This window comes from Streptomyces niveiscabiei, from assembly GCF_033794345.1.
In the GTDB taxonomy this organism is placed as follows: Bacteria; Actinomycetota; Actinomycetes; order Streptomycetales; family Streptomycetaceae; genus Streptomyces; species Streptomyces niveiscabiei.
Genome location: NZ_JARAYJ010000044.1, coordinates 17,477 through 42,706 on the forward strand (window position 1 = coordinate 17,477; position 25,230 = coordinate 42,706).

The 25,230-nt window shown below is 70.7% G+C and carries 21 protein-coding genes; 7 read left to right on the forward strand and 14 right to left on the reverse strand.

The window, feature by feature from the left end; translation table 11 throughout:
* Positions 1–2: 2 nt before the first annotated feature.
* Entirely contained in the window at positions 3–374 is a 372-nt protein-coding gene (locus PV682_RS37810) for a winged helix-turn-helix transcriptional regulator (RefSeq protein ID WP_319736335.1), read from the reverse strand.
* Between the two features lie 92 nt (positions 375–466).
* On the opposite strand from PV682_RS37810, the gene PV682_RS37815 reads away from it, so the two are divergent.
* A complete protein-coding gene (locus PV682_RS37815) occupies positions 467–1,306 on the forward strand; it encodes an SDR family oxidoreductase (RefSeq protein ID WP_319736338.1) in 840 nt (279 codons plus the stop codon).
* A gap of 170 nt (positions 1,307–1,476) precedes the next feature.
* Positions 1,477–1,707 carry a hypothetical protein gene (locus tag PV682_RS37820; RefSeq protein ID WP_319736342.1) on the forward strand — a complete coding sequence of 77 codons (231 nt, stop codon included), beginning with the start codon at positions 1,477–1,479 and terminating at the stop codon, positions 1,705–1,707.
* Here PV682_RS37820 and PV682_RS37825 read toward each other — a convergent pair.
* Positions 1,701–2,321, reverse strand: coding sequence for a TetR/AcrR family transcriptional regulator (locus PV682_RS37825; RefSeq protein ID WP_319736348.1), 621 nt, complete (start codon positions 2,319–2,321; stop codon positions 1,701–1,703). The two genes, PV682_RS37820 and PV682_RS37825, sit on opposite strands and share 7 nt — an antisense overlap.
* 114 nt (positions 2,322–2,435) lie before the next feature.
* Between PV682_RS37825 and PV682_RS37830 the strand changes: the two genes are divergently transcribed.
* Entirely contained in the window at positions 2,436–3,233 is a 798-nt protein-coding gene (locus PV682_RS37830) for a siderophore-interacting protein (protein WP_319736352.1), read from the forward strand.
* A gap of 29 nt (positions 3,234–3,262) precedes the next feature.
* Positions 3,263–5,464 carry a 2Fe-2S iron-sulfur cluster-binding protein gene (locus PV682_RS37835; protein ID WP_319736360.1) on the forward strand — a complete coding sequence of 734 codons (2,202 nt, stop codon included), beginning with the start codon at positions 3,263–3,265 and terminating at the stop codon, positions 5,462–5,464.
* A gap of 50 nt (positions 5,465–5,514) precedes the next feature.
* Here PV682_RS37835 and PV682_RS37840 read toward each other — a convergent pair whose 3' ends face one another.
* Both PV682_RS37840 and PV682_RS37845 read right to left on the reverse strand, forming a co-directional pair.
* Positions 5,515–7,431, reverse strand: a complete 1,917-nt coding sequence (locus PV682_RS37840) for a serine/threonine-protein kinase (RefSeq protein ID WP_319736364.1) — start codon at positions 7,429–7,431, stop codon at positions 5,515–5,517.
* Positions 7,432–7,595: 164 nt separating this feature from the next.
* Positions 7,596–8,366, reverse strand: a complete 771-nt coding sequence (locus tag PV682_RS37845; RefSeq protein WP_319736372.1) for an FHA domain-containing protein — start codon at positions 8,364–8,366, stop codon at positions 7,596–7,598.
* 318 nt (positions 8,367–8,684) lie between these two features.
* Here PV682_RS37845 and PV682_RS37850 point away from each other — a divergent pair, with 318 nt between their 5' ends.
* Complete coding sequence (locus tag PV682_RS37850) at positions 8,685–12,401, forward strand: chondroitinase-B domain-containing protein (RefSeq protein WP_319736380.1); 3,717 nt, start codon at positions 8,685–8,687, stop codon at positions 12,399–12,401.
* Positions 12,402–12,495: 94 nt separating this feature from the next.
* Here PV682_RS37850 and PV682_RS37855 read toward each other — a convergent pair whose 3' ends face one another.
* Entirely contained in the window at positions 12,496–12,726 is a 231-nt protein-coding gene (locus PV682_RS37855; RefSeq protein ID WP_319736385.1) for a hypothetical protein, read from the reverse strand.
* A 110-nt stretch (positions 12,727–12,836) separates the two neighbouring features.
* Positions 12,837–13,760: an NmrA family NAD(P)-binding protein gene (locus PV682_RS37860; protein ID WP_319736388.1), complete on the reverse strand. Its 924-nt coding sequence runs from the start codon at positions 13,758–13,760 to the stop codon at positions 12,837–12,839.
* 105 nt (positions 13,761–13,865) lie between these two features.
* Here PV682_RS37860 and PV682_RS37865 point away from each other — a divergent pair, with 105 nt between their 5' ends.
* Positions 13,866–14,462 (forward strand): TetR/AcrR family transcriptional regulator, encoded by a 597-nt coding sequence (locus PV682_RS37865; RefSeq protein WP_319736392.1) that lies wholly within the window; start codon positions 13,866–13,868, stop codon positions 14,460–14,462.
* A 326-nt stretch (positions 14,463–14,788) separates the two neighbouring features.
* On the opposite strand, the gene PV682_RS37870 is transcribed toward PV682_RS37865, so the two are convergent.
* The gene (locus tag PV682_RS37870) at positions 14,789–15,310 is read right to left on the reverse strand and encodes a PadR family transcriptional regulator (protein ID WP_319736401.1); all 522 of its coding nucleotides are present in this window, start codon (positions 15,308–15,310) and stop codon (positions 14,789–14,791) included.
* A 126-nt stretch (positions 15,311–15,436) separates the two neighbouring features.
* Here PV682_RS37870 and PV682_RS37875 point away from each other — a divergent pair, with 126 nt between their 5' ends.
* Entirely contained in the window at positions 15,437–17,383 is a 1,947-nt protein-coding gene (locus PV682_RS37875; RefSeq protein WP_319736407.1) for an alkyl/aryl-sulfatase, read from the forward strand.
* Between the two features lie 284 nt (positions 17,384–17,667).
* On the opposite strand, the gene PV682_RS37880 is transcribed toward PV682_RS37875, so the two are convergent.
* The 7 genes from PV682_RS37880 to PV682_RS37910 form a co-directional block, all read right to left on the reverse strand.
* On the reverse strand, positions 17,668–18,441 hold the full coding sequence (locus PV682_RS37880) for a carbonic anhydrase (RefSeq protein ID WP_319736417.1): 774 nt from the start codon (positions 18,439–18,441) through the stop codon (positions 17,668–17,670).
* A 78-nt stretch (positions 18,442–18,519) separates the two neighbouring features.
* Positions 18,520–20,019 carry a M1 family metallopeptidase gene (locus PV682_RS37885; RefSeq protein ID WP_319736420.1) on the reverse strand — a complete coding sequence of 500 codons (1,500 nt, stop codon included), beginning with the start codon at positions 20,017–20,019 and terminating at the stop codon, positions 18,520–18,522.
* 289 nt (positions 20,020–20,308) lie between these two features.
* On the reverse strand, positions 20,309–20,635 hold the full coding sequence (locus PV682_RS37890; protein ID WP_319736427.1) for a glycoside hydrolase family 3 C-terminal domain-containing protein: 327 nt from the start codon (positions 20,633–20,635) through the stop codon (positions 20,309–20,311).
* Positions 20,636–20,661: 26 nt separating this feature from the next.
* Positions 20,662–22,092: a glycoside hydrolase family 3 protein gene (locus PV682_RS37895; RefSeq protein ID WP_319736437.1), complete on the reverse strand. Its 1,431-nt coding sequence runs from the start codon at positions 22,090–22,092 to the stop codon at positions 20,662–20,664.
* Between the two features lie 65 nt (positions 22,093–22,157).
* Positions 22,158–22,364 (reverse strand): hypothetical protein, encoded by a 207-nt coding sequence (locus PV682_RS37900; protein WP_319736444.1) that lies wholly within the window; start codon positions 22,362–22,364, stop codon positions 22,158–22,160.
* A gap of 123 nt (positions 22,365–22,487) precedes the next feature.
* The gene (locus PV682_RS37905) at positions 22,488–22,877 is read right to left on the reverse strand and encodes a carbohydrate ABC transporter permease (RefSeq protein WP_319736454.1); all 390 of its coding nucleotides are present in this window, start codon (positions 22,875–22,877) and stop codon (positions 22,488–22,490) included.
* A 692-nt stretch (positions 22,878–23,569) separates the two neighbouring features.
* Positions 23,570–25,210 carry a glycoside hydrolase family 13 protein gene (locus PV682_RS37910; RefSeq protein ID WP_319736466.1) on the reverse strand — a complete coding sequence of 547 codons (1,641 nt, stop codon included), beginning with the start codon at positions 25,208–25,210 and terminating at the stop codon, positions 23,570–23,572.
* Positions 25,211–25,230: the final 20 nt, after the last annotated feature.

Genomic DNA, 25,230 nt, shown 5'->3' on the forward strand with positions numbered 1-25,230 from the left:
CGTCACCCAGGGTGGATGCGGTTCGTTCGGCGTGTGATCCGGTCGAGTAGATCCGTCAGCGGTTCGCTGATGTCCCGGCCGAACTCGGTCAGCCCGTAGGTGACCTGGGGCGGCGTCGTCGGCTCGACCTCACGCCAGGCCACGCCGTCCTGGACCAGCGCGCGCAGGGTCTGGGCGAGCATCTTCTCGCTGATGCCGTGGATGCTCTCGCGCAGCTCGTAGAACCGGAGGTCGTTGCTCCGCAGAGCGATCAGCACCCAGACGCCCCACTTGCTGGTCACATGGTCGACCACACCGCTGGCAGGGCAGTCGGTGTGAAACACGTCATACCGCTTGCCTGTCCCGGTCTGCCTGCGCTGCACGCCTCCCACCATGTCATGAGCTTACCTAAAGGTATGCCCTTACCAATAGATAGCGCACCCTCCTAGCGTGAACACCACAGAGAACGCGAAGGAGTTGATCGACCATGATCGTGGTGACCGGGGCCACCGGGAATATCGGGCGGCCGTTGACACGGACGTTGGCCGAGGCGGGCGAGCAGGTGACGGCGGTGTCACGGCACGCGACGGCGGTGCCGGAGGGCGTTCGGCACGTGGTGGCCGACCTCGCTGAGCCGGCCGGCCTGAGGCCCGTGCTGGCCGGTGCGAAGTCGCTGTTCCTCCTGCTGTCCGGCGACCTGCACGCGGCCGAGGCCAACCCCGCCGACATCATCGGCCAAGCCGCGGCCGGTGGGGTCCGCCGCATCGTCCTGCTCTCCACACTCGGAGTGGTGACCAGGCCCTTCGGTACGACGCGGATCGCGATGCTGGCGCTGGAGGACGCCCTGCGCGAGTCCGGCACGGACTGGGCCATCCTGAGGCCGGGCGGCTTCGCCTCCAACGCCCTGTGGTGGGCCGAGTCGGTCCGCGCGCAGCGCGTCGTCGCCGCGCCCTTCGGGGACGTCGGGGTGCCGGTCATCGACCCGGCGGACATCGCCGCGGTCGCGGCAGCCTGCCTGCTGGACGACCGGCACACCGGCGCCGCGTACGAGCTGACCGGCCCGGAGGTGATCACCCCGCGCCAGCAGACGCAGGCCATAGCCGCCGCGCTCGGCTCGCCCCTCACGTTCCACGAGCTGACCCGCGACGAGGCCAAGGCCGCCATGGCCCAGAGCATGCCGGCGGAGCTCGCGGACGACACGCTGGACATCCTCGGTTCCCCGAGCCCGGCCGAGGTGCGCGTCAGCCCAGACGTCCAGCGGGTCCTGGGCCGCGCCCCGCGCCCCTTCGCCGACTGGGCCACCCGCAATGCCGCCGCGTTCCGCTGAGGACTGGTGGGCGTCTTCGCGGGTCGCGCAGGCCAGTTGACGGATTTCCGACGGAGGACGACGGAACTCGTCGGTACAGGCAGCCGCCCAGGACAGCTCGTGTCCGAGGAGCCCCCGGTGCCTCCGCAGGGTGACGACGGTTGTGCCGTTCGAGCTCGTGGACGCGGTCCTTGCGCAGGACGCGCGAACGGCAGGGCCCCGGGATCACCACGGATCTCCCGCCGCCGACCGTGACCCCGCAGCGCGAGCGCGGCCCCGCACGACGGACACGTCAACTCACCGGCCCGCAGCCGACGTTCGCGTCGACGACGAGCGCTCGCCCCCTCCGCCTCGCGCCCACCGTGTCGCCGTGCACGAAGCAGGATCTGACCACGTCGGCACTGCGCGTGACCGGCTACTGATCGCCGCGCAGATAGCGAGTGACCATGGCCACCAGTTCGTTCTCGAACGTCTCGACCGGGGAGCTCCGCGGGTAGGCCATGAGCTTGTGCGTGTTCGTCTCCACGGTGAACACGATCAACCCGGCCGCGGCGTCGAGGTCCTGCACGTGGACGTCGGGGTGGCGGGCGAGGAGGTCGCGCACCTGCTCGACACGCTTCCTCTCGTGCCGGGCGATCGTGTCGAGCAGTTCCCGCGAGACCGCCGCCTCCTCGAACATGATCCGCAGCAGCTGCGGATCATCGCGATGGTTGTCGATCGCATCGCGGACCAGTGCTCGGACCGTCGCCTCCAAACTCCCGGCGGACAGATCGAGGTGGTCGGCCTGCGTCCATCTGCCGCGGTCGATGTGCCGCACCATCAGCTCGGCGAGGATGGCGTCCTTGTTCGGGAAGTACTGGTAGAGCGAGCCGATCGAGACACGGGCGCGCTCGGCGATGCGGTTGGTGGTGCCCGCGGCGTAGCCGTGCTCGGCGAAAACGTGAGCAGCCGCGGTGAGGATGCGGTCGCGGGTGAGTTCCGCGCGCACCTGACGGGGCGTGCGACGTGGCTGGAGACGGCGGTCGGCCGACGGCATCCGGTGGCCTCCTCAAGGCGCGGAAAGCGAGTAGCCAAAGAGCTGAGCTATTACTCACAATAGTGCCATGACCTGCGAAAACAAGGCCGTATCGGATGCAGGGGGCAGGCTGTGATGCCCAAGGTGTACCTGCCCGAGTCACGCACGATGATCACGGCGGAGGTGCGCCGCCGTGAGTTCCTCACCCCGGGCTTCGCGAGCGTCACCCTGGGCGGCCCGGCCCTACGGGACCTGGTCGTCGCCGGCAACGACCAGGCGGTTCGCCTGTTCTTCCCCCGCGAGGGCCAGACCGCGCTGCGGATGCCGACCGTCTCGAACGAGGCATGGATCGCCCAGCTGATGCTGCTGCCGAAGTCGGTGCGCCCGTGGGTCCGCAACCTGACGATCCGGCGCGCGCGGCCCGCGGACGACGAGATCGACATCGAGTTCGCCATGCATGGTGACTCGCCCCTGTCGTCCTGGGTGCGCCGGGCCGAGCCGGGCGACCCGGCGGGGATCTTCGACATCGGCACCATGTACCGGCTGCCGGAACACGCGGAGGGTCAGCTGCTGGTCGGCGACGAGACCGCGCTGCCCGCCATCCTGTCGATCCTCGATGCAACACCGCCCTCGTTGGCCACGGAGGTCTACCTGGAAGTGGCGGTCGCGGCCGACATCCGGTCCGTCGAGACGCCCGCCGGCGTCCGCGTCCACTGGTTCAGCCGCGACGACGAAGACCTGCGGCCCGGCACCCTCGCGCTGGACGCGGTGCGCCGCGCGTCGCTGCCGTCCGGCCGCCTCTACACCTGGGTCGCGGGCGAGTCCCGGCTGGCCACGACGGTGCGGCGGCATCTGGTCAACGACCGTGACATGCCCAAGCGGGACATCTCGTTCTTCGGCTACTGGCGCCTGGGCCGGTCGGCCCCCGGCTGAGAGGAATCCTCGTGCGGCAAGAAAACCAGGTGAGCACCCTGGGCCGGCTGACGACGGCGGACCAGGTCGAGGCCACCGTCGGCCGCCCGGCACCGGCGGTCATGCTCAAGCAGATCGGTGCCCTCGACGAGGGCTGTCGGACCGTCCTCGCCCTGTGCCCGATCGCGGCCCTCGGCTACCGGGACGCGGACGGCACCAGCAGAACGACCTTCATCGGCGGCATACCGGGGTTCGCACACGTCCACTCGCCCACACAGATCTCGTTCTCCCTGCCCGGGGCCGGCGACCCGCACGGTCCGGTCTCGCTCTTCTTCCTCCTGCCGGGCGTCGGGGAGATCCTGCGCGTCAACGGTTCGGTGGCCGCGCGGAAGGGCGCGGAGACGACCGTCGACATCGAGGAGGCGTACGTGCACTGCGCCCAGGCCGTCCTCCGGTCCCGCCTGTGGCAGCCGCCCGCCCCGGCCGGGCCGACCACCGAGATCGCGGGGAACGGCCCCCTGCGCCGACCCGGCGTCGTCGAGTTCCTGGCCGCGGCACCCTTCCTCGCGCTGTCCACGTGGGACTCGTCCGGTGGAAGCGACACGAGTCCCCGCGGGGACCGGCGGACGGTGGCGCGGATCCTGGACAGCCGCACGCTCGTCATCCCGGACCGCAAGGGCAACAAACGCGCCGACACGCTCCACAACCTGCTGCGGGACGACAGGCTCTCGTTCGCCGCGCTCGTACCGGGCCGCAGCGGTGTACTGCATGTCCGCGGTCGCGGCGCGATCACCGACGATCCCGCGCTGCTGGAGACGATGGCGCTGCGCGGGACGCCTCCGCACCTGGCGCTGCTCATCGACGTCGAGCACGCCGAGGTGACCGGCAACGACGCCGTGGCCCGCGCACGGCTATGGACCCCCGGCGCGCGCCTCGACCGGAGCACGGCGCCGGATCTGCTGGCGCTCGCGGGAGAACATCTCGCCATCGGTGCGGCCAACGCCGAGAACGGTCCACCTGCCTTCCTGCTGAAGCTCGCCGGGGCGATCCCGGGGGTGCCCCGGCTGCTGCGGCTGGCGACGAACCGTCTCTACCGCTCAGGGCTGCGGAAGGAGGGCTACGAGGACGTCGGGCCCGGCAGGGAAAGGCGGCGCCGTGGCTTCCCGCGCCGACGTCCTGCCGACGACCGCCGAGGTCCTGCCGACGACGGCGGGACGAAGGACGCGGGGACGGGGAACCCGCTGCGGGAGGTGCGCGTCACCGAGGTGCGCAGAGAGACACCGACCGCGGTCACCCTCGTACTCGAAGACGCCGGCCGCACCCCGGGGCCGTTCGACTTCCGGCCCGGCCAGTTCTTCACCCTTGTCGCCGACATCGACGGACGCCCGGTACGACGGGCCTATTCGGCCTCGTCGGCACCCGGGGCGGCTCGGCTGGAGGTCACCGTCAAACACATCGACGGCGGCCGGTTCTCCACCCACGTACACCGGAGTCTGCGGGCCGGGGACCGCCTCGCGGTGCGCGGCCCGTCGGGGTCCTTCCACACCGGGACACAGCCCCCGGACCAGATCGTGCTCGTCGCGGCGGGCAGCGGCGTGACACCGATGATGAGCATGATCCGCGCCCGGCTCGCCGACCGGCCGGGCCGCGACCGGATCGCGCTGCTCTACAGCAGCCGCAGCACGGACGAGATCATCTTCGCCGACGAGCTGACCCGGCTGGCGAAGGACCATCCCGGCCGGCTCTCCGTCACCCACGTCCTGACCCGCCGCGACGGGCGGCTCGACGCGGACGGCATACGCCGCTGGATCACCGGCCTGGCCCCGGCCAGGGACGCTCACTACTACACCTGCGGCCCCGAACCGCTGATGGACGCCGTCCAGGACGTCCTGGCCGGGCTGGGAGTCCCGGCCGAACGGGTGCACCGGGAACGCTTCGCCAGCGGAGCGGGCACCGGGACCACGGTGACGGCGCCTCGGGAGATGACCGTCGAGGAGGACGGGCACGCCGTCGGCACGGCGGTGGTCGAGCCCGGCCAGACACTGCTCGACGCGGGACTCGCCGCAGGCCTGCCGATGCCGTACTCCTGCACGGTCGGGAACTGCGGCGACTGCATGGTGCGACTGCGCAGCGGAGACGTCACGCACAACGAGCCGAACTGCCTCACACCACAGCAGCAAGCGGACGGCTATGTCCTGACGTGCGTGAGCTGCCCCCTGTCGAAGGTCACCCTAGACATCGCGGACCCGTGACCGCCGGCCGGACGCCCCTCCACGGAGCTGATGGAGGCACAGCCCCGGTGTCATCGCGTCCGGAGTTCGGCGGCGGCGGAAGCGGCGAGGTCTGTGGCCATGTCGCAGAGTTCGTCCACGGCGCGCTGCCCGCGGACGTACAGGCGCACCATCTCGGCGTACGTCTCGGCGTCCCGGCCGCCGTAGCGGCGGTACTCGGTGAAGACCGTGCAGGTGTCGTCGCCGTTGCCCTCCGGCACGACGACGGCGTCGTAGCCGCTGAGCCGGAGGGGGGCGCCGTCCGCCGCGGACTTGGGCTGGTCGCGGTGGAACGCGATCGTCGTCTCCAGGTCGTCGACGTCGCTGGACCACTCGCAGTCCCAGTCGGCGACGCCGGCTTGCGGCGCGTCGGTCTTCAGGCCGGGAACGGCGGACAGCGCCTTCGCGTCAAGCAGTTCACAGGCGTTCTTCCAGGCCAGGGAGGCGGCGGGGTAGGCGGGGGAGCGGCGCGGAAGCCGGCCCTGGTCCAGGACCTCGGCCGCGCCGCAGGCTGCCGTGTCGGCGGCCTCGCACAGCGCCGCGGCGCCATCGGCCAGCGAGCCTTCGGTCTTGGCGCGGACCTCGACGAGGGTGCCGTCGACCTCGGTGCCGGGCGGCACCAGCAGCCGGTTGCACGCGTCGCTCCGCGCCGGCTCCTCCATGATGCGGATCTTCCCGACGGTTCTGGCGGGTTGCGACGCCTCGGGCGGCGAGCCCGTGCGAAGGCGGACCGACACGTCGACGCGGGGATCGTCCTCGGAGCGGACGAGCACGGTGCAGCGGTCGAAGTTCCCGGCGTCCGCGTCCAGTTCGGGCTCGCCGAACCGGTCGAGCGCGGCAAGGTCGGTCAGCGCGCACAGGTCCGCGGTGCGCGGGTCCCCGATCCGGGACCGCGGTTCGCCGTTCGCGGCCACTGTGGGCCGGCCCCGGCTTCCGGAGGCGCGGTGCGCGTCATCTCCATCGCCGCCGGGGACGACGGCGAGAGCCAGGCCCAGGACGGCGGTGCCTGCGGCTGCGCCGATCACCGGCCGGCGCCACCGTCGGCGCGCAGGGGCGGTGTCGGTGGTGTCCGTGTCCCCAGGCGGCTTCGGCCCGGACCCGGCGATGTCCGCCAGGAGCCGTCCGGCCTCGGCGGCGCCGGGGCGTTGGCGGGGGGCGCGGTGCAGCATGGAGGTGAGCACGGGGTAAAGCGGCCCCACCGCGGCGGCGTCCAGCTCGACGACGCCCTGCTCGGCCTTCCAGTACCGCAGACGCTCGGCCTCCTCGCCGTCCTTCCCCGTCCCCGCGCGGGCGTCGCCGGATGCGCCACCGCGCGGCGGTGCTCCGGTGACCAGCGCGTACAGGGTGGCGGCGAGGCAGAACACGTCCGAGGCCGGCCGGGGGACGTTGCCCCGGGCCAGTTCCGGTGCGGCGTAGTCCGGGGTGAAGCCGTACGGGCCGTTGACCGTGATGGTCTCGCTGCCGCCGACCCGGTAGGCGGCGCCGAAGTCCAGCAACTTCGCGGCCCCGTGCCGGGTGAGGCCGATGTTGGCGGGCTTGACGTCGCAGTGCACGATGCCCGCCTCGTGCAGGGCGGCCAGCGCGTCGGCGAGTTCGGCGCCGATACGGGCCGCCCGCTCGGGGGAGAGGGCCGGCTGCCGGTCCAGGCCGCCGCCGGGGACGTACTCCATGACGAACCAGTACGTCCGCGAGCCGGGCCCGTCCTTCGCCACGGTCACCACGTCGAACAGCGTCACGACATGGGGGTGGCCGCGGAACTTGGCCATGGCGCGCGGCTCGCCCAGCAGCCGCCGCACCGCGGTCTCGCTCCCGCCGTCCGCCCGCTCCGGTTTGAGCGCGACGTCCTGGCCCACCACCGTGTCGTGCGCGAGCCACACATCACCGCCCCGTCCCGCGCCGATGACCTCCTTGAGGACATAGCGGCCGGCGAACTCCTCCCCGCAGCGCACGGAATCTTCCCCCTCGGTCGAGTCCGGATCGCGCACGGCCACGGCCCACGGCCGTGCGTATGGGACGAACCTACTGCGTCCCGTGAGCCGTACGCAGCGTCCACCCGGAGCCTTCATCAGGCGCATGCACGCGTGAACACGGGGAGAGGTTCCGAGAAGGGCGGCTAGACCTCGTCGTCCTCCATCAGGTCCAGGTCCGGCGGTACGAGGGTCGTCGACTCCACGAGCCCTCTGATCAGATTGTGCAGCAGCCTGTTGTCGGCGGGGCGGCCCTCGGCCTTGTCGTGCAGCAGCGGGTACGTGAAGCCGGTGCCGTGCAGCCGGCGGCGTACGGCCTCGACGCGGAACTCGATCCTGCGCTCGTTCCACCTGCCCTCCGGGCGCAGGTGGGCGAGCCGCTCGGCGGCCTGACGGTAGGTCAGGGGGCGGGGGTCCTCCTCGTACAGCAGATACCGCTGCCCCAGGACCACCAGCAGCAGCCGCTCGTCGTCGTCCAGCGGCCACGTCCGCGGTCGTACGGTCTCGGCGCGCCGCCGCGACACCGGCCCCTGGTCGTCGTGCCCCGTCACGTACAGCTCGACCAGGTGCTCACGGTAGCCGGAGCCCTTCACGAACAGCGGGGTGTAGCCGGTGGCGAGCGGGACCGGCTCGGTGGCGAGGTGCACCATCAGGCCGCGGGGCAGCCGGACGAGCTGCTGCCCGGTGTTGCGCAGCCACCACCGTCCCTGACGGTACGTCAGCTCGCCGTGCCGTCGGCTCACCCGCAGGTCGTCCACGCCGACCCCCAGGTCCACGTCCGGCTCCTCACCGCGCCCGAAGCGGACCGTCAGCCCCTGGCGGGGCGGGGCGCTGAGCTCGCCGGTGACCGTACGGGCGTGCAGAGTGCCGGGCGCGGTGGGTGGCACACCGCGCGCGAGGCTGACGGAGAGGGGCATCGCTGGTCTCCTCGGTTCGTGGCCTTCGGGTTCGACGGCTCCCGGGTTCGAGAGCTCTGCTTCCGGAGAACTACCCGGAAGGCGCCCGCCGTGCTGACCAGTGTCCGCACCCGTAGCGGGACCCCTCCCCACAAGGGGCATGCCAGTGGGGCCGGCGAGCCGGTGGCCGCCGGGACCCGTCCCGACACAGGGCTGGCACAGTGCCTCCGCGTACGGAGCACCGCCTCAGGTGCGCCCTCTCGCGGTTTTCGACCACAACCGTCCGGCCCCGGACCAGCCGTCCCGGTCGTCCGGGGCTGTCAACCGAAGCGAGGCCCTATGAGACGCATGTTGCACGCGCTGTTAGTGAGCGCGGTCGCCGTCGGAGTCCCGGGTGTGTTCCACCCGGTCGCGTCGGCCGGCACCGCTCCGCTGGAGATCAAGGGCGTCACGGCGAGCCCCGACGACGGCAACGTTCCCGCCAACACCCTGGACGACAACCTGAGTACCCGCTGGTCGTCCGAGGGCGACGGGGCGTGGATCCGCTACGACCTGGGCTCGGCGCGGACCGTCGGGTCGGTGTCGGTCGCCTGGCACCAGGGGAACAGCAGAAAGAACACCTTCGACGTGCAGGTGTCCGGCGACGGATCGTCCTGGACCACGGTCGTGAACCGGAAAGTCAGCGGCGGCGGCACACTTGAGCAGCAGAGCTACGATTTCGCCGATGCCCCGGCCCGGTACGTCCGGATCGTCGGGCACGGCAACACGGTCAACGACTGGACCAGCATCACCGAGACCGACATCTACGGAGCCGACGGCGGCGGTGGTGGCGGTTCCTGCGCCTACCCGGCCGACGTGCTGGACCTGACGAACTGGTACATCGGGCTGCCGGTGGGCGAGGAGGAGTCCCCCACCAACGTCTACCAGCCGGAACTCGCGACGTACGCGATCGACCCGTGGTTCGTCACGACCGACGACTGCGCGGCCGTCCGCTTCCGGGCCCCGGTCAACGGGGTCACCACCAGCGGCTCCAGCAACCCCCGCTCGGAGCTGCGGGAGATGACGGACTCCGGGGAGACCAAGGCGAGTTGGTCGTCCACGTCCGGTACCCACACGATGGTGATCGACCAGGCCATCACGACGCTTCCCAAGGAGAAGCCGGAAGTCGTCGCCGGACAGATCCACGACGCCTCCGACGACGTCAGCGTCTTCCGTCTGGAAGACAAGAAGCTCTACGTCACCGACGGCGACGAAAAGCATCACAAGCTGGTGGACGACAACTACGAGCTGGGGACGCGGTTCCAGGCGAAGTTCGTGGTCAGCGACGGCAAGATCAAGGCGTACTACAACGGCCGGTTGCAGACCACGCTGTCGAAGAAGTTCTCCGGCGCCTACTTCAAGGCGGGCGCGTACACGCAGGCCAACTGCACCAACTCCAAGCCGTGCAGCGGTGACAACTACGGCCAGGTGAAGATCTACGACCTGAAAGTCACGCACGGCGACGGCGGTGACGGCGGCAGCGGGGACTCGACCGAGGCCGCCAAGCGGTACGGCTGGGGCTCACCGCTGCCCGTGTCCGACGAGTTCGACTACACCGGCCCGGTCGACCCCGCCAAGTGGGACGTACCGTCGGGCAGCGTCGGCGGCACGGCTCAATGCTGGGAGGGCCACAGCGGAAACGGCCGCCGGTGCGGGAAGAACAGCACCGTCGCGAACGGCATGCTCACCATGCGCGGCGAAGACAACGGCGACACCGGTTGGATCAGGCAGAACCTGGACACCCGGTACGGCCGGTGGGAAATCCGGTCCCGCTCCCGGAACACCGGCTCCCAGGGCGAGCCCTACCATCCGCTGCACCTGATCTGGCCCATCGAGGACAACCGGCTCGAGAACGGCGAGTACGACTGGGTCGAGTACTCGGACCCCGACGCGCAGTGCCTCACGTCGTTCCTGCACTACCCGAAGAGCCCGTCGGACAAGAAGGAACGCACCGATCTCTGCCCCGTGGACATGACGCAGTGGCACAACTTCGCCTTCGAGTGGACGCCGGACGCGCTGGTCGGTCATGTCGACGGCGTCGAGTGGTTCCGGTATTCGGGCGGCGCGAACGCCGACCGGGGGAACATCCAGGACATGCCCCTGGGGAACCTCGTCGTCCAACTGGACAACTTCGCCGAGAACGGCAACCCGCGCCCGGCCGTGTTCGAGGTCGACTGGGTCCGCGCGTACAGCGCCGGGCCGACGGGCGAGGACCCCACCGATCCCGGCGGGGACTCCCCGCTCCAGGTCGCGAACACCGCGGCGAGCCCGGACGACGGCAACGTCCCCGCCAACACCCTGGACAACAAACTGAGCACCCGCTGGTCGTCCAAGGGCGACGGGGCGTGGATCCGCTACGACCTCGGCTCGGCGAAGACCGTCGGGTCGGTGTCGGCCGCCTGGCACCAAGGGGACACCAGAAAGAACACCTTCGACGTCCAGCTGTCCGACGACGGATCGGCGTGGAAGACCGTCCTGTCCCGGAAGGCCAGCAGCGGTAGCACACTTGAGCAGCAGAAGTACGACTTCGCCGATACCTCGGCCCGCTATCTGCGGATCGTCGGTCACGGCAACACGGTCAACGACTGGACCAGCATCACCGAGACCGACATCTACGGAGCCGACGGCGGCGGTGACGTCGAGGACCCGACCGACCCGACGGACCCGGCCCCCGTCCGCACGGTCCGTGTCGCGGACTCGACCGCGCTGAAGAGCGCGTTCGGTGACGCGCGTCCCGGCGACCGCATCGTGCTCGCGGACGGCACGTACTCGATCGGCAAGATGACCGGCAAGAACGGAACGGCCGCCCAGCCCATCACCGTCGTGGCGGAGAACCGCGGCAAGGCGGTGATCGGCGACGGGCAGCTGGAGGTGGCGGGCTCCTCCTACGTCACCTTCCAAGGGCTGAAGTTCACCAACAGCAGCACACTGAAGCTCACCGGCTCGAACAACGTGCGGCTGACCCGCAACCACTTCCGGCTGACCGAGGAGTCCACGCTGAAGTGGGTGATCATCCAGGGCGAGAACAGCCACCACAACCGGATCGATCACAACCTCTTCGAGGAGAAGCACCAACGCGGAAACTTCATCACCATCGACGGATCCGAGACCCAGCAGTCACAGCACGACCGCATCGACCACAACCACTTCCGCGACATCGGCCCCCGCGCGGAGAACGAGATGGAAGCCATCCGGGTCGGCCAGAGCAGCATCTCCCGGTCGAGTGGATTCACCGTCATCGAGTCGAACCTCTTCGAACGGTGCGACGGCGACCCGGAGATCGTCTCCGTGAAGAGCAACGACAACATCGTCCGCTACAACACCTTCCGCGCCTCGCAGGGCGTCCTGTCCCAACGGCACGGGAACCGCAGCGAGTTCTACGGCAACTTCTTCCTGGGCCAGGGCAAGGCGGGAACCGGCGGGATCCGCGTCTACGGCCAGGACCACAAGATCTACAACAACTACTTCGAGGGCCTGACCGGCACCGGCTACGACGCCGCACTCCAGATCGACGGCGGCGACGTGGACACCTCGGGCGCGCTGAGCGCGCACTGGCGTGTCTACCGGGCGACCGTCGTGAACAACACCTTCGTCGACAACGTGTCGAACATCGAGATCGGCGCCAACTACCCGCTCGCCCCGGCCGACTCGGTCATCGCCGACAACGTGATCACCGGCAGCACGGGCAAGCTGCTCAACGAGGTCAGGAAGCCCCAGGGCATGACCTACGCCGGGAACATCGCATGGCCGACCGGATCGGCGACCGTCGGCTTGGCCCTGCCCTCCGGCTCCGTCAGGGCGGTCGACCCCCTGCTCGCCTCCGACGGATCGCTGTACTGGATCGGCGCGGGAAGCCCGGCGATCGACACCGGCACCGGCGGCCACGCCTTCGTGACCGACGACATGGACGGCCAGGCCCGCACCGGCGCCATCGACGCCGGCGCCGACGAGCGGTCGTCGACCACGGCCACGCGGACCCCGCTCACGGCGACGGACGTCGGCCCCGGCGCCGCGTAGGACGCCCCGCGCGAAAGGACCGGTGGCGGGCCGGCCCCGCCACCCGTCCTCACGCGCTCACTCTGCGAGGTGGACCTCCGTGCCGGCGGCTCGCTCAAGTCGCGTGTGAGCAGCTCCGGTTGTCGTCGCCGAGGATCGAGGCGAGCTCGGCGGCCGGGCAGTTGGTGCAGTTTCCGACGTGGTTGTGGCTGGACCGGCAAGCGTGGGGCGCGGTGTCGGCGACGGCATCGGTGCCGGGGGTGTCGATGGCCGCCGTGGCCCGGCCGACGTCGGTCGTGTGGGACCTGGGCGACGGCGGCTCGGTGACGTGCGACGGCCCCGGCACGCCATCGTCACCATGAGCACCAGCAAGTACGGATCGAACGGCGGACACCACCCCACGACCGAACGGACCGTGTACACGCGGCTCAGTACGCCGACGTCATACTTCCCTGCTCAGGCGCTGGTCCGCAGATGTTCGTGCGCCCACTCTTCGAAGCTGGTCAGGTCGATGCCCAGTGCGCGAGCGAACTCCGGCCGGGCCGGCTGGCCGACCACCTCCAGGAACGCGTGCGTGGCCCCCATGTCTCCCATTCCAGCGGCGCGGGCCTGTTCCTCGGTCATGTCCGGGGCCGTCAGCGGGACCCCGGCGGCGCGGGAGAGGATCTCGGCGATCTCGGTCATGGTCAGGTAATCGCCGGCGAGCTCCAGTTCCACTCGGTGGAACTCGGCGGGGGCGGACACGGCCGCCGCCACGGCTCGGCCCACGTCCTCGGCTGCCACGAGTGCCAGGTGCGTGCTCGGCTTGACGACGGTGACCAGACCCCCTTCGACGCCGCGGGGGAAGTAGAACCGCATGGACGGCTCGAAGTTCTCCATGAAGAACGACGGCTTGAGCAACGTCCAGTAGGGAAAGTCGAGTTCGCGCAGCCGCTCCTGGATCGCGGCCTTCGTGCCGAGCGGGGCTTCCAGCGCCGCCCACCGTCCTTCGGCCCAGCCCGGGGCCTCGACGTGCTGCCCCACCCCGCTGGTCGAGGACTGGATGAACTGCTCGACACCGGCGGCCCGCGCGGTCGTCATGAGGCTGTCCGCCTGGCTGACCTCGCCGGCGAAGTCGAACCCCCGCTCGGTGTATGCGGGCATCTGCACGGAGAAGACCACCCGCACGCCGTCCATGGCCGCCTCAAGGGTCGCGGGTTCGGTGAGATCACCCACGAACAGGCCGGCGCCGAGTTCTTCGACGGCCCGTGCGCGCGGCGTGCTCGGGTCGCGCACCAGGGCGCGTACCGGTGTCCCCCGCGCGAGCAGGGCGCGGGCGGCGGCACCGCCTTGGCGGCCGGTGGCGCCGGTGACGAGAACCGGTGCTGAGGCAGTGGACATGTGTGCATCTCCCCAGTGGTCACGCACAGCACAAACGGCGGGGCCCGCCATTTAGTATTCGATACAATACGGCGGGGCCCGCCACTAATCAATGTTGGGGAGACCATGACCGGCCAGCGCTCGGACGCCCGCCGCAACTACGCGCACATCCTCGCCGTGGCCGAGGCCGAGGTGGCGACCCATGGAGCCCAGGCGTCCCTGGAGCAGATCGCCCGCACCGCAGGCGTCGGATCAGCCACCGTGAGGCGCCACTTCCCCACCCGCAAAGCCCTGCTCGAAGCCGTCTTCAAACAGCGCGTCCATGACCTGTGCGATCACGCCCATACGCTCCGCGCCGAAGACGACAGCCGCTCCGCGTTGGTGGAATGGCTGCGTGAGCTGCTCGCCTACTCACTCGCCGCACGCGGTCTGGCGGACGTCCTCTCCTACCAGCCCCTCCAGGACGAGGCCCCCCAGGACTCCTGTGCGTCGGCCATCGGCGCGGCCGGCGCCGCGCTGCTGCGAAAGGCCATTGACGACAAGGCGGTCCGGGCGGACATCACCATCGACGATCTGCTCACGCTGATCGTCGGAATCGCCGTGGCCACCGAGAACTACACCGACCCGGCGACACCGGCTGATCGCGCCTTCCGGCTCGCCGTCGCGGGCCTCGGCGACGGCGGAGGGCATGGCGTGCAGGACGTCGGCGCCGCCGACGGGTGAGGCGGATGAGGGCGGCGTCGTGACGTTTCCCTCGGCGCGTTTCTTGTCGTGGCAGGTCCCCGATTCGAGGCTGCCCAGCGAGGCGAGGAACAGGGCGCGTCGATCCGCGAGGCCCTGTGCGGCGTACGGCCCGGAGTGGTGGGAGATCCTGACGGCGCCGGGGAGGTTCGTGCCGTCTCGGGCACCGGAGCCGCACAGGTACGCGGCGGCCACCGCCGGCCTCCTCGAACACGAGAACCTCTCGCGCCGCGCTCGCTGGTCGGTCCGAGAGTCCTTCGCCAAGACCGTAACCCTGGCATCAGGGACTCCGAAAAACTAGGCACAGCTCACTGCTCGCCGTCCAGAACCTCGTGGAGCCAGGCGCGTTCGGCGTGGCTCATGGCGCGGGCGGTGAGCAGCATGCCGCGGCGGTAGGGGTCGGCGACCTCCTCCGCGCGCAGGGGACGGTCGCCGTCGTAGAAGAAGCTCGCGGGCGTTTCGAGGAACTCCAGGCGTCGGCGCAGCACCGCGTGCTGCTCTTCCCTGTCGGGCAGCAGGGACAGGAACGCGAGGACGGTGAAGAAGCGGGCGTGGTCGGTGATCTCGTGCTGGGCGGGGTCGCGCAGGCGCCGCAGCAGCTCGTCGCGTCCGGCGTCGGTCAGGGTCAGCACGTACTTCTGGGCGGCTGCCGCGCCCGCTTCGGTGTGCCGGGTCAGCAGGCCGCGTTTCACCATGCGGTTGATCGCCGGGTAGAGGCTGCCGTCGCTGACCGGCCGGGTGTGACCGGACAGCTGTTCCACCCGTCGGCGCAGCTCGTAGCCGTGCAACGGCCCGTGCGCGAGGTGCCCCAGGATCAGTAGCTCCAACACACCCCCATCGTCGCACAGCGAGTCGAGGTACCACGTATCGAGGTGTTACCGTCACATCACCCCGATACCTTGTTTCGAGGTATCCGCGGGTATCCAATGGCCTGGTGAAGCAGAAGAGAGAGAACGATGGCGCAGTTGCCCGACCCGGTCGCCGACAGTGAGGCACGTGAGGCCGGACCGACCACGACCGGACGGCACGCTGCCGCGACGGCCGGACTGCCGTGGGACGACCGGCGGGCGTTCGAGGATGTGCGGCGTGGCCGGATCGCCTCCATCGAGCCCCCGGTCATCCGGGACGCCACGGGCAGGGCGGTCTTCGACCTGACGGCGTACGACTTCGTCGACGGCGAGGCGCCGGCAACGGTGCATCCCAGCCTGTGGCGCATCGCCCAACTGCACCGCAACCACGGCCTCTTCGAGGTCACCGACGGCGTCTACCAGGTCCGCGGCTACGACGCCGCGAACATGACCGTGGTGGCCGGCGAGCGGGGGTATGTGGTCATCGACCCGCTCACCTGTGTCGAGAGCTCTTCGGCCGCCCTGGACCTGGTCCGCCGCCACCTCGGTGACCGCCCGGTCACCGCCGTCGTGCACACGCACTGCCACATCGACCACTTCGGCGGCGTCAAGGGAGTCGTCGACGAGGCGGACGTGCGGGCCGGGCGGGTTCCGGTGGTCGCCCCCGTCGGCTTCTACGAGCACGCCGTCAGCGAGAACGTCTCCGCCGGCGTCGCGATGGGCCGCCGCTCCGGCTTCATGTTCGGCGGTGCGCTGCCGAAGGGCGCCCGCGGGCACGTCATGAACGGCAGCTGCGCCGCCGTGGCGACCGGCCGGAAGTCGCTGATCCGGCCCACGCACGAGGTGACCCGTACCGGCGAGGAGCTGGTGCTCGACGGCGTGCAGTTCGTCTTCCAGTACGTGCCCGACACAGAGGCGCCCGCCGAGATGAACTTCCACCTGCCCGAGCGCCGGGCGCTGTGCATGGCCGAGCTGATCAACCACCACATGCACAACCTGTACACCCTGCGCGGCGCGCCGGTCCGTAACGCCGTCGCGTGGAGCGATGCGATCGACGAGGCGCTGCGCCTGTACGGCGATGCCTCGGACGTCATGTTCATCGGCCATGGCTGGCCGGTCTGGGGGCAGGAGCAGATCACCGAACTGCTGGGTATGCACCGCGACCTGTACCGCTACCTCCACGACGAGACCCTGCGCCTGGCCAACCACGGCTACACGCCCAACGAGATCGCCGAACTGATCGAACTGCCCGAACCGCTCGACGCCTACTGGGCCAACCGCGGCACCTACGGCGCCACCAGCCACAACGTCAAGGCCGTCTACCAGCACTACCTCGGCTGGTTCGACGGCAACCCGGCGGGCCTCGACCCACTGCCGCCCGCCCGGGCCGGCTGGCGGTACGTCGAGCTGATGGGCGGCATCGACGCCGTCGTCGCCCACGCCCGCACCGCCCACGAGACGGGCGAGGACCGGTGGGCCGCCGAACTGCTGGGGCACGCCCTCGCCGCCGACCCCGGCCACCGACCCGCCCGCCTGCTCCAGGCCGACGTCTTCGAACAGCTCGGCTACCAGGCCGAAGCGGCGCCCTGGCGCAACTTCTACCTCGTCGGAGCCCAGGAACTGCGCCACGGCGCCCCGAGCGGGCGCCCCGCCGGCGGCGCCGACCCCGACCTCGTCGCCGGCATGACCCCCGAGATGATCCTCGACTACCTGGCCATCCGCCTCAACGGCCCACGCGCCGCGGCGGTCCGGCTCCGCATCGATCTCGTGATCAGCGGCGACCGTCCCGGCCAGTCCGACGAACGGTTCCTGGTGATCGTCGAGAACGGCGTACTGCGGTACGCGCGGCCACCGTTCACCGAGACACCGGCCGGCACCCTGCGCATCCGCCACGCCGCACTCGCCGACCTCGCGTACGGCGCGGCCACCCTCGACGAACTGCTCGCGAAGGACACCGCACGGCTGGACGGCGACCGCACGGACCTCGACACCCTGCTCGGCCTGCTCGACACGTTCACCGGAGGATTTGAGGTCGTCGTCCCGAACCTCCGATGAACCGGCGCGTCAGGAGGCGGGAAAGGCGCCCACCACGGCGAGCGCCGCGCACACCCCGGGGCTGACCGGGAACGGAGACAAGCAACCGCTGGGCCGGCACGTCAGCCGGCGACCGGCGGCATGACGAGGACGGGTTTGATCACGCTGCCGTCCAGGGCCCGTGCCGCCGCCTCGTTGATCGCGCGCTTTCCGCGCAGACGATGGGACGGCCCACAGATAGCACTGCGCCGCCCAAAGGGGCCGATCTCCGTCTCGACGACATCACCCTGCGGCTCGACCCCGAGTCAGGCGGAAGGGGCTCCGGTGAGGACCTCCACACGGCCGGTGTCGAGCGAGTAGTAGGCGCTGACGACGGCCACGGCGCCCTTCTTCACGAGCGGGGCGAGGTCGGCGTTGGTGCGCAGGTCGGCGGAGGTCTGCTTGGTGTGGACGCGGATCATGGCGTCGACGGGGTCGGCGTGCTTCTGCCTGGAGACCTCCTCATACGCGGGGCGCAGAGCTTCGGCGATCGACTGGAGGTTGCCGGGCAGCGGCTTGTCGTCCTTCAGCGCCTTGTACGCCGCCTTGACGGCGCCGCAGCGCTGGTGCCCGAGGACGACGATCAGCGGGGTCCCCGCGGTCATGGGCCCGTACTCGACGGAACCGGTGACGACCGGGGCGACCACCTGGCCGCCCGTGCGCATGACGAACAGGTCGCCGAGCCCGGTGTCGAAAAGCAGCTCCGGCGGCACCCGGGAGTCGATGCACGAGAGGATCACGCCGTAGGGCTTCTGCTCCTCGGCGACGAACTCGCGCCGCGCGGGATTGCGGTCGGGGTGCTGGAGGTTCCCGTCCACCCAGCGCTTGTTGCCGTCCATCAGCCGGGCGAAGGCCGCCCAGGGCGAACCGGGACGTGCGTCCGAGGCGGCTGACGGGGGCGTCGTCGCAGCTGCGGGCGTCGCTTTCGCCGCCGCTGCGTTGTTGCCCGTCTTCGACGAACAGCCGGATATCACGGCCGCGGTGGCGATCAGCCCTCCGGCGAGAAAAGCTCTGCGCTGCGGAAGAGGGGCAGTGCCCATGGGGGGTGTTCCTTCCCGTGTCGTGCGATGTTCACTCGGCGGAACCGAGGGCTTGCGGCAGCCCCGTTCCCGGGTGGTTCAGGACCGCCAGCCGGGGTGCCCCGGCATGGGCGGGACCTTCTCGGCGTACAGCCAGGAGCGCAAGAACGGGCCGAGGTCGCGGCCGGTGACACGGCCGGCCAGGCGGATGAAGTCGGCGGTGCCGGCGACGCCGTCGCGGTGTTCGCGGACCCAGGCGCGCTCGATGCGCTGGAAGTCGGCCTCGCCGACCTTCTGCCGCAGGGCGTACAGGGTCAGGGCGCCGCCCTGGTAGGCGTTCCAGCCGTAGGGAGCCGTCGCCTGGGGCGTGAAGGCGCTGCGGCGCGGCGCGGCGATCGGCCCCTCCTCGCGGAGGTGGGCGTTGGCCTGCCGGTACGCCTCGCGCATGGACTGCTCCGGGTTCGCGCCGTGGTGTTCGGCCGCCCACAGGGCCTGGTAGTAGACGGCGTGGCCCTCGTTCAGCCACAGGTCGCTCCAGCGGCGCGGGGAGACGCTGTTGCCGAAGTACTCGTGGGAGATCTCGTGTTCCACGACGCCGTCCGTGCCGTTGTCCGCGAATCCCCCGGGGGTCAGCCCGCCCGCGTCCAGCAGGGTCAGGGACTGCGTCTCCAGTTCGCCGCCCATGGGCGTGGCGTAGACGCCGTACGTGCGCAGCGGGAAGCTGCCCCGGCCCAGGCGCTGCTCCAGGAACCGGATCGCTTCGGGGACGGTCTTGTCCAGCTGCGGTTCGATGGCCTGTGCCTGGCCGGTGGGGAGCGCGTAGCGCAGCCTGATGCCGTGCGGACCCTTCTTGTGGACGACGGTGAAGGGGCCGACGCCGATCTGGAGCAGCTCGGTGGCGAGCTTGTGGCGGCTCTCGAAGCGGCGGGTGGTGTACGCGCCTTCGCGCCTGGTGGCGGTGAGTTCGCCGTTGGCGACGGAGTTCAGCCGGGAGGGCGCGGTGATGGTGATGGTGGCGGGCGCCTTCTGGGCGGGATGGTCGGCCAGGGCGGCGATGCGGTGGGCCGCGGACGGCTGGTTGATGGTCTGCACCCAGGAGCCGTCGCGGAGCATGCCGACCGCGGGGCCCGTACCCAGCCGCGCCGCCTGCCGCGCGTCCGGCACGGGGGCCTGGATCCGGACGCGTACGGTGAACCGCTCCCCGCGCCGCAGCGGCGCCGCCGGCGTCACGCGGAGTTCCTCGCCGGAGCGCGACCAGCGGGCCGCACGGCCGTCGACGGTGACCTCGCGGACGGTGGTGCCGGTCAGGTCGAGGTTGAAGCGGGACAGGGCCTGGGAGGCGCGGGCCTGGACGGTGGAGGTGGCGGTGTAGCGCTTCAGATCCTTGGCGAACCGCACGTCGAGGCCGTAGTGGCGGACGTCGTAGCCGCCGTTGCCCAGTCCGGGGTGGAGCCGGTCGCCGAGTCCGGCGGCGCCGGGACGGGGGGTGTCCGCGGCGTGCGGCGTGGGGGCCGCCTCGGCGGTGGTGCACGCCGCCAGGCCGAGCAGGGTGGCCGCGAGTGCGGCCGTGATCGCGGGAGTCGAGGTGTGCCGTGACATGCCCGCAGCCTCGCCCGCCGCACCGGCACCGCGGATCGGCCGCGTGGCCGGTCCCTGGCCGCGCCCATCGGCCTGCGGGCCGATGGGCGGTGTCACCGACGGCATCCAGACGGCTGCGCGGGCCAACACAGGAAGCTCCAGTGCGAACTTCACTGTCGCCCTTTCTGCCGGCTGAAGTTCCAGCCGATGGAACCCCGCGAGTCGGAGTGCCGGCCGCGAGATGCCGGGGGCATCGTCATCGACGGAGACAGTGATGTCGACGTGCCGTCGGGTGCGACCGTTGTGCTGCTCAACTAGAGGTCGGAGCGGACGAAGCGTGTGTACGCCAGGCCGTGGCCGAACGGATGAGCGATGCCGCGGACTCGTCCACGTATCCGCCGTGCGGGTCGCCTTCGCGGCGGCGATATCCGCTGCCGAACCGCTGGCCGACGTGGATGGGGACCTGTCCGCTGGAGCGGGGGACCGTGTAGGGCAGGCGTCCTCGCGGCTCGGCCGCGCCGGTCAGGACGTCCGCCACAGCGCGCGTGCCGAACTGCGAGCCGTAGTGGCCGAGAAGGATCGCGTCGAGCTCGGGCTCGACGTCACCGAGGGCGACGGGTCGGCCGGAGAAGATCACACCACGCGCGCCTTCGCCGCCGCCATTCAGCCCGGCGGTGTCCCAGGTGGCCATGCACGAGGTGGCGCTGCGCGTCGAAGAGCATCGTCGGTGTGAGCGACGTCAGTTGGGCGACCTTCTCCCGCACGGTCATCCGGCCGAGCAACTCGGCGGCGCGGGAACGTGCGTCGGTCATGGCCTGTTCCTTCGGTACGAAATCCTGCCCTGAACCGGTCATCAGATGTCGAGCCCCGATCCCAGAGGGAACAGCGGATACGCGGTGTTCGCCGGCACGTCGAGCGCGGCAACTCGACGGGGAGCCTGCCCCGAGGGGCGATGCGGCCGGTGAGGGCGTCGAGCAGGGCGTCGTCCGAGACGCCGAAGGTGACGGTGAGGCCGGCGAGCGCGTCGACGAGTGGGGTGAGGATGGCGGGGCGGTCCAGGGCGACGTCCACGATGAGCGGGGCCTGCTGGGCGATCATGCGCAGTCGGTGCACAAGTCCGGGAGGCAGTTCGAGAGACCCCTGGTGGAAGTACGACTCCAGGAACAGGTCGCCCCGTGACTCGAAGGGTGCGTCGATGCGCACGATGGCCAGGTCCGCCTCCTGCGGGGTGGCCGCAGGAGTGACGGCCCGGGCGAAGGCATCCCGATCGACACCCTCCGCGTACACTCGCGCGTTCCGGTCGAGGGGGAGCGGCGGCGCGCCATGGACGACGGAGTTCTTGAGCACGGTGACCGATCGGGACTGTGCTTCCAGGGCGATCCGCCGGGTCTCGGCGGCATCCTCGTCGACGAACGGGGCGTCGAAGAGGCCGAGCCGGAACTTGACCGGCAGGACGCGGCGCGCCGACTCGTCGATCCTGCTCTCCGCGACGAGGTTGTCGTTCACGAGTTCCCAGTCCGTGATGATCAGGCCGTCGTAGCCGAGCCGCTCGCGCAGCAGCCCGGTGAGGATCTGCCTGTTGTATCCGAAGCCGACCTCCTCGATCGGTACGCCGTCGATCTCCGGCCCGACCGGCATCCCGTAGGAGGGCATGATCGCGGCGGTGTCGTGCTCGATGGCGGCGACGAACGGACGAAGGTGCTCGTCGAACGCCCCGCCCGGGTAGACCTGCTCGCGACCGTACGGGAAGTGCGCGTCCTCGCCGTCCAGTTGCGCGCCGGCGCCGGGGAAGTGCTTCGTGACGCAGGCGACGCTCGTCGAGTCCAGGGTGGTGCCCTGGAACCCCTCGAGATACGCGCGCGTGTACGCCACCACGAGATCGGTGTCGGCGCCGGAGGTCTGGAGCCGGCGTGCCCACCTGGGCTCGCCGGCAAGGTCCACCTGGGGGTGCGGCGCCATGCGGATCCCCACAGCGCGGTACTCGTCGCGCGCCCGGCGTGCGAACTCCCGTACGGCGTCCGGGTCGCGCAGCGCCGCGAGGCCGAGCCCGTCGGGCCACTGCGAGAACGGGCCCGCGGTGAACGACGCCCCCACGTTCTCCAGGAACCCGTGGCGCGAGCCGTTGGATCGCGTTGTTCCATCGTGCGGCCGACCGGGCGTCATCGATGCGGTGCACGTTGAAGTGGTTCATCGCCCTGCCGACGATCACCTCGCTGGTGGGCGACTTGCTGATCGAGCGAGAGCCGGGACAGCAGGTCCTCGGTGCGTTCCTCGGGGCTGAGCCGTGGGTCCTCGTACGGGTCCATGCGGCCGTTGCCGTTGAGGTCGCGGAATGCGGTGCTGTCCGGTGCGGTCGTCGCGTGCATGGGGGTCGGTGATTCCGCTCTGGTTCGTCTCCGGGACCTCGGTACGGGCCTCGGCATGGTCGGGGCGGGGACGCAGGGGCAGCGCACGGCGGCGCGGTACGGCCCGGACGCCCCCTGGCAGCGTCACCCCTTGACGGCTCCCCGCATGACGCCGGCGACGAACTGCTTGCCGAGGACGGCGAACAGCGCCAGCAGCGGCACCACCGACACCAGCACGCCGGTCATGATGAGGGGGACGTCCTTGAAGAACCCGGCTTGCAGTAGTCGCAGCGCGACGGGCAGTGTCGGGTTGGTCGTGCCGAGGACGATCGACGGCCAGCAGAAGTCGGTCCAGGCTCCGATGAAGGTGAACAGGCCCAGCATCGAGGCCGCGGGCCTGGCGGCGGGCAGGACAATGGACCGGAAGATCCGGAAGGCCGAGGCGCCGTCGATGCGGGCGGCTTCGATGAGCTCGTAGGGCAGCGCCGCCTGAAGATACTGCGGCATCCAGAACACTCCGAAGGCGGAGGCCACGCCAGGGATGATCACTGCCCACAGGCAGACCGGCCCGCCCTTTGAACCGGAGCTTCGCGAAGGCGAAACCCGCCGGCGTGGACAGGAACACGACCGTGAGTGCCGTCGTCACCGGGACGACGACGGAATTCCAGACCGCGCGCGGCAGATCGATGTCCGAATCGAGGACGCGCACGAGGTTGTCGCTCAGATGCCCGCCCGGGATGGGCGAGGGGATGAGGTTCCGCGCGACCACGGTGAGGATGATGCAGGTCATCCGTCCGGGCCGGCGCACGGCACCGTGGTTCCGGTCGCGACGACGGCGCGCCGCTCGGGCGGCGCCTCGGCCGGATGTCTGCTCGATGTACGGGACGGAAGGAGTGGTCACGTACTGCTCCCGTGTATGTCTCGCCGGGCGGCCCGGCGCATCTTCCGGGGGACAGCCACCGGGTCGTCGCCGGAGGCGATGCGGCGCGACAGCCAGCCGCTGCTGGTTCCAGCCGGGCTCGTACAAGTACAGCGTGATCGTTTTCCACTGCCCCGAGCTGCCGCCGAGCCCTTGTGTGTCGTACAGCCGTGGCTCGTCGAAGATCTGTTGCGGACAGGGTGTGCAACTGTCCGTTGTCCAATGGGCCAGGGCCTCTCCGGTCAGCGGGGAGTGACACCGGAGAGGCCCTGGCGCATCGGGAGGGGGCGTTACCCCCGGAGCGAGCTCAGATTTGGAGCCAGATCGCGTGGTTCGGTTCCAGAAGTCCGTCCGTGATCGGGCCGCTGGCCAGCAGGGTCGTGGTGTGCTCGGGCAGCCGGTACAGCTCGTCCGAGAGGTTGACCACGCACAGGAAGCCGGGGTCGCGGCGGAAGGCGAGGACTCCGGCGGGGGCTTCGACCCAGGCGAGGGCGCCGTCGCCGAGGGCGGGGTGTTCGCGGCGCAGGTGCAGGGCGGTGCGATACAGCTCCAGCATCGAGGTTTCGTCGCCGGTCTGGGCCGCCACGGTGCGTTCGCTCCAGTGCGCGGGCTGCGGCAGCCAGGGTTCGGCGGAGGCGCCGGCGGGGCTGAACCCGAAGGGTGGACTCTGTCCGGACCAGGGGATCGGTACGCGGCAGCCGTCGCGACCGCGGTCGGTGTGGCCGGAGCGTTCCCAGATGGGGTCCTGGAGGACAGCTTCGGGGAGGTCTTCGACTTCGGGGAGGCCGAGTTCGTCGCCCTGGTAGATGTAGGCGCCGCCGGGCAGGGCGAGCATCAGCAGGGCTCCGGCCCTGGCACGCCGGGCGCCCAGCTCCAGGTCGATGTCGCCTTCGGGCTGGTATCGCTGGTTGGGGACCCAGCGTGCGACGTTCTTGCGGGCATAGCGGCTGGTGTGGCGCATGACGTCGTGGTTGGACAGCACCCAGGTGGCCGGTGCGCCGACTCCGCTGAGCATGGCCAGCGAGTCGTCGATGACCGTGCGCAGGTCCTTGGCGTCCCAGCTGGCCATCAGGAAATCGAAGTTGAACGCGGTGTGCAGACCGCCGGGGCGGACATAGGCGGCGAGGCGTTCGGGGGTGTCGGCCCAGGCTTCGGCGACGAAGGCCCGCTCGCCGTCGAACTCGTCGGCGATCCTGCGCCAGGTGCGGTAGATGTCGTGGACCTCGTCACGGTCCCAGTGCGGGTGCTGGACGTGGGAGCGGGGCCGGCCGTCCGTCGGTCCGGGGAGGAGCGGCAGGTCGGGCAGTTCGGGGTCCTTGGCGAGGCCGTGGGCGACGTCGATGCGGAAGCCGTCCACACCCCGGCTGAACCAGAAGCGCAGGATGGATTCGAACTCGGCGTGAACGTCGGGGTGTTGCCAGTTGAGGTCGGGCTGTTCGGGGGCGTAGAGGTGGAGGTACCAGTCGCCGTCGGGCAGGCGGGTCCAGGCGGGGCCGCCGAAGCAGGAGACCCAGTTGTTGGGCGGCTCGGCGCCGCCGATGCCGCGGCCTGGCCGGAAGATGTACCGCTCGCGCTCCGGGCTGCCGGGTCCGGCAGCCAGCGCCTGCCGGAACCAGGCGTGCTGGTCGGAGGTGTGGTTGGGCACGATGTCGGGGATGATGCGGATCCCGTGCTCGTGGGCGTCGGTGATGAGCTGTTCGGCGTCGGCGAGGGTGCCGAACAGCGGGTCGATGGCCCGGAAGTCGGCGACGTCGTAACCGCCGTCGGCCATGGGGGACTTGTACCAGGGGTTGATCCACAGGGCGTCCACGCCGAGCGACTTGAGGTAGGGCAGGCGGGAGCGGATGCCGGCGATGTCGCCGACGCCGTCGCCGCCCGCGTCGGCGAAGCTGCGGACGTAGACCTGGTAGATGACGGCGCTGCGCCACCAGGGCGTGGTGGAAGGCATGGTGCTGAAAAGGTCCTTTG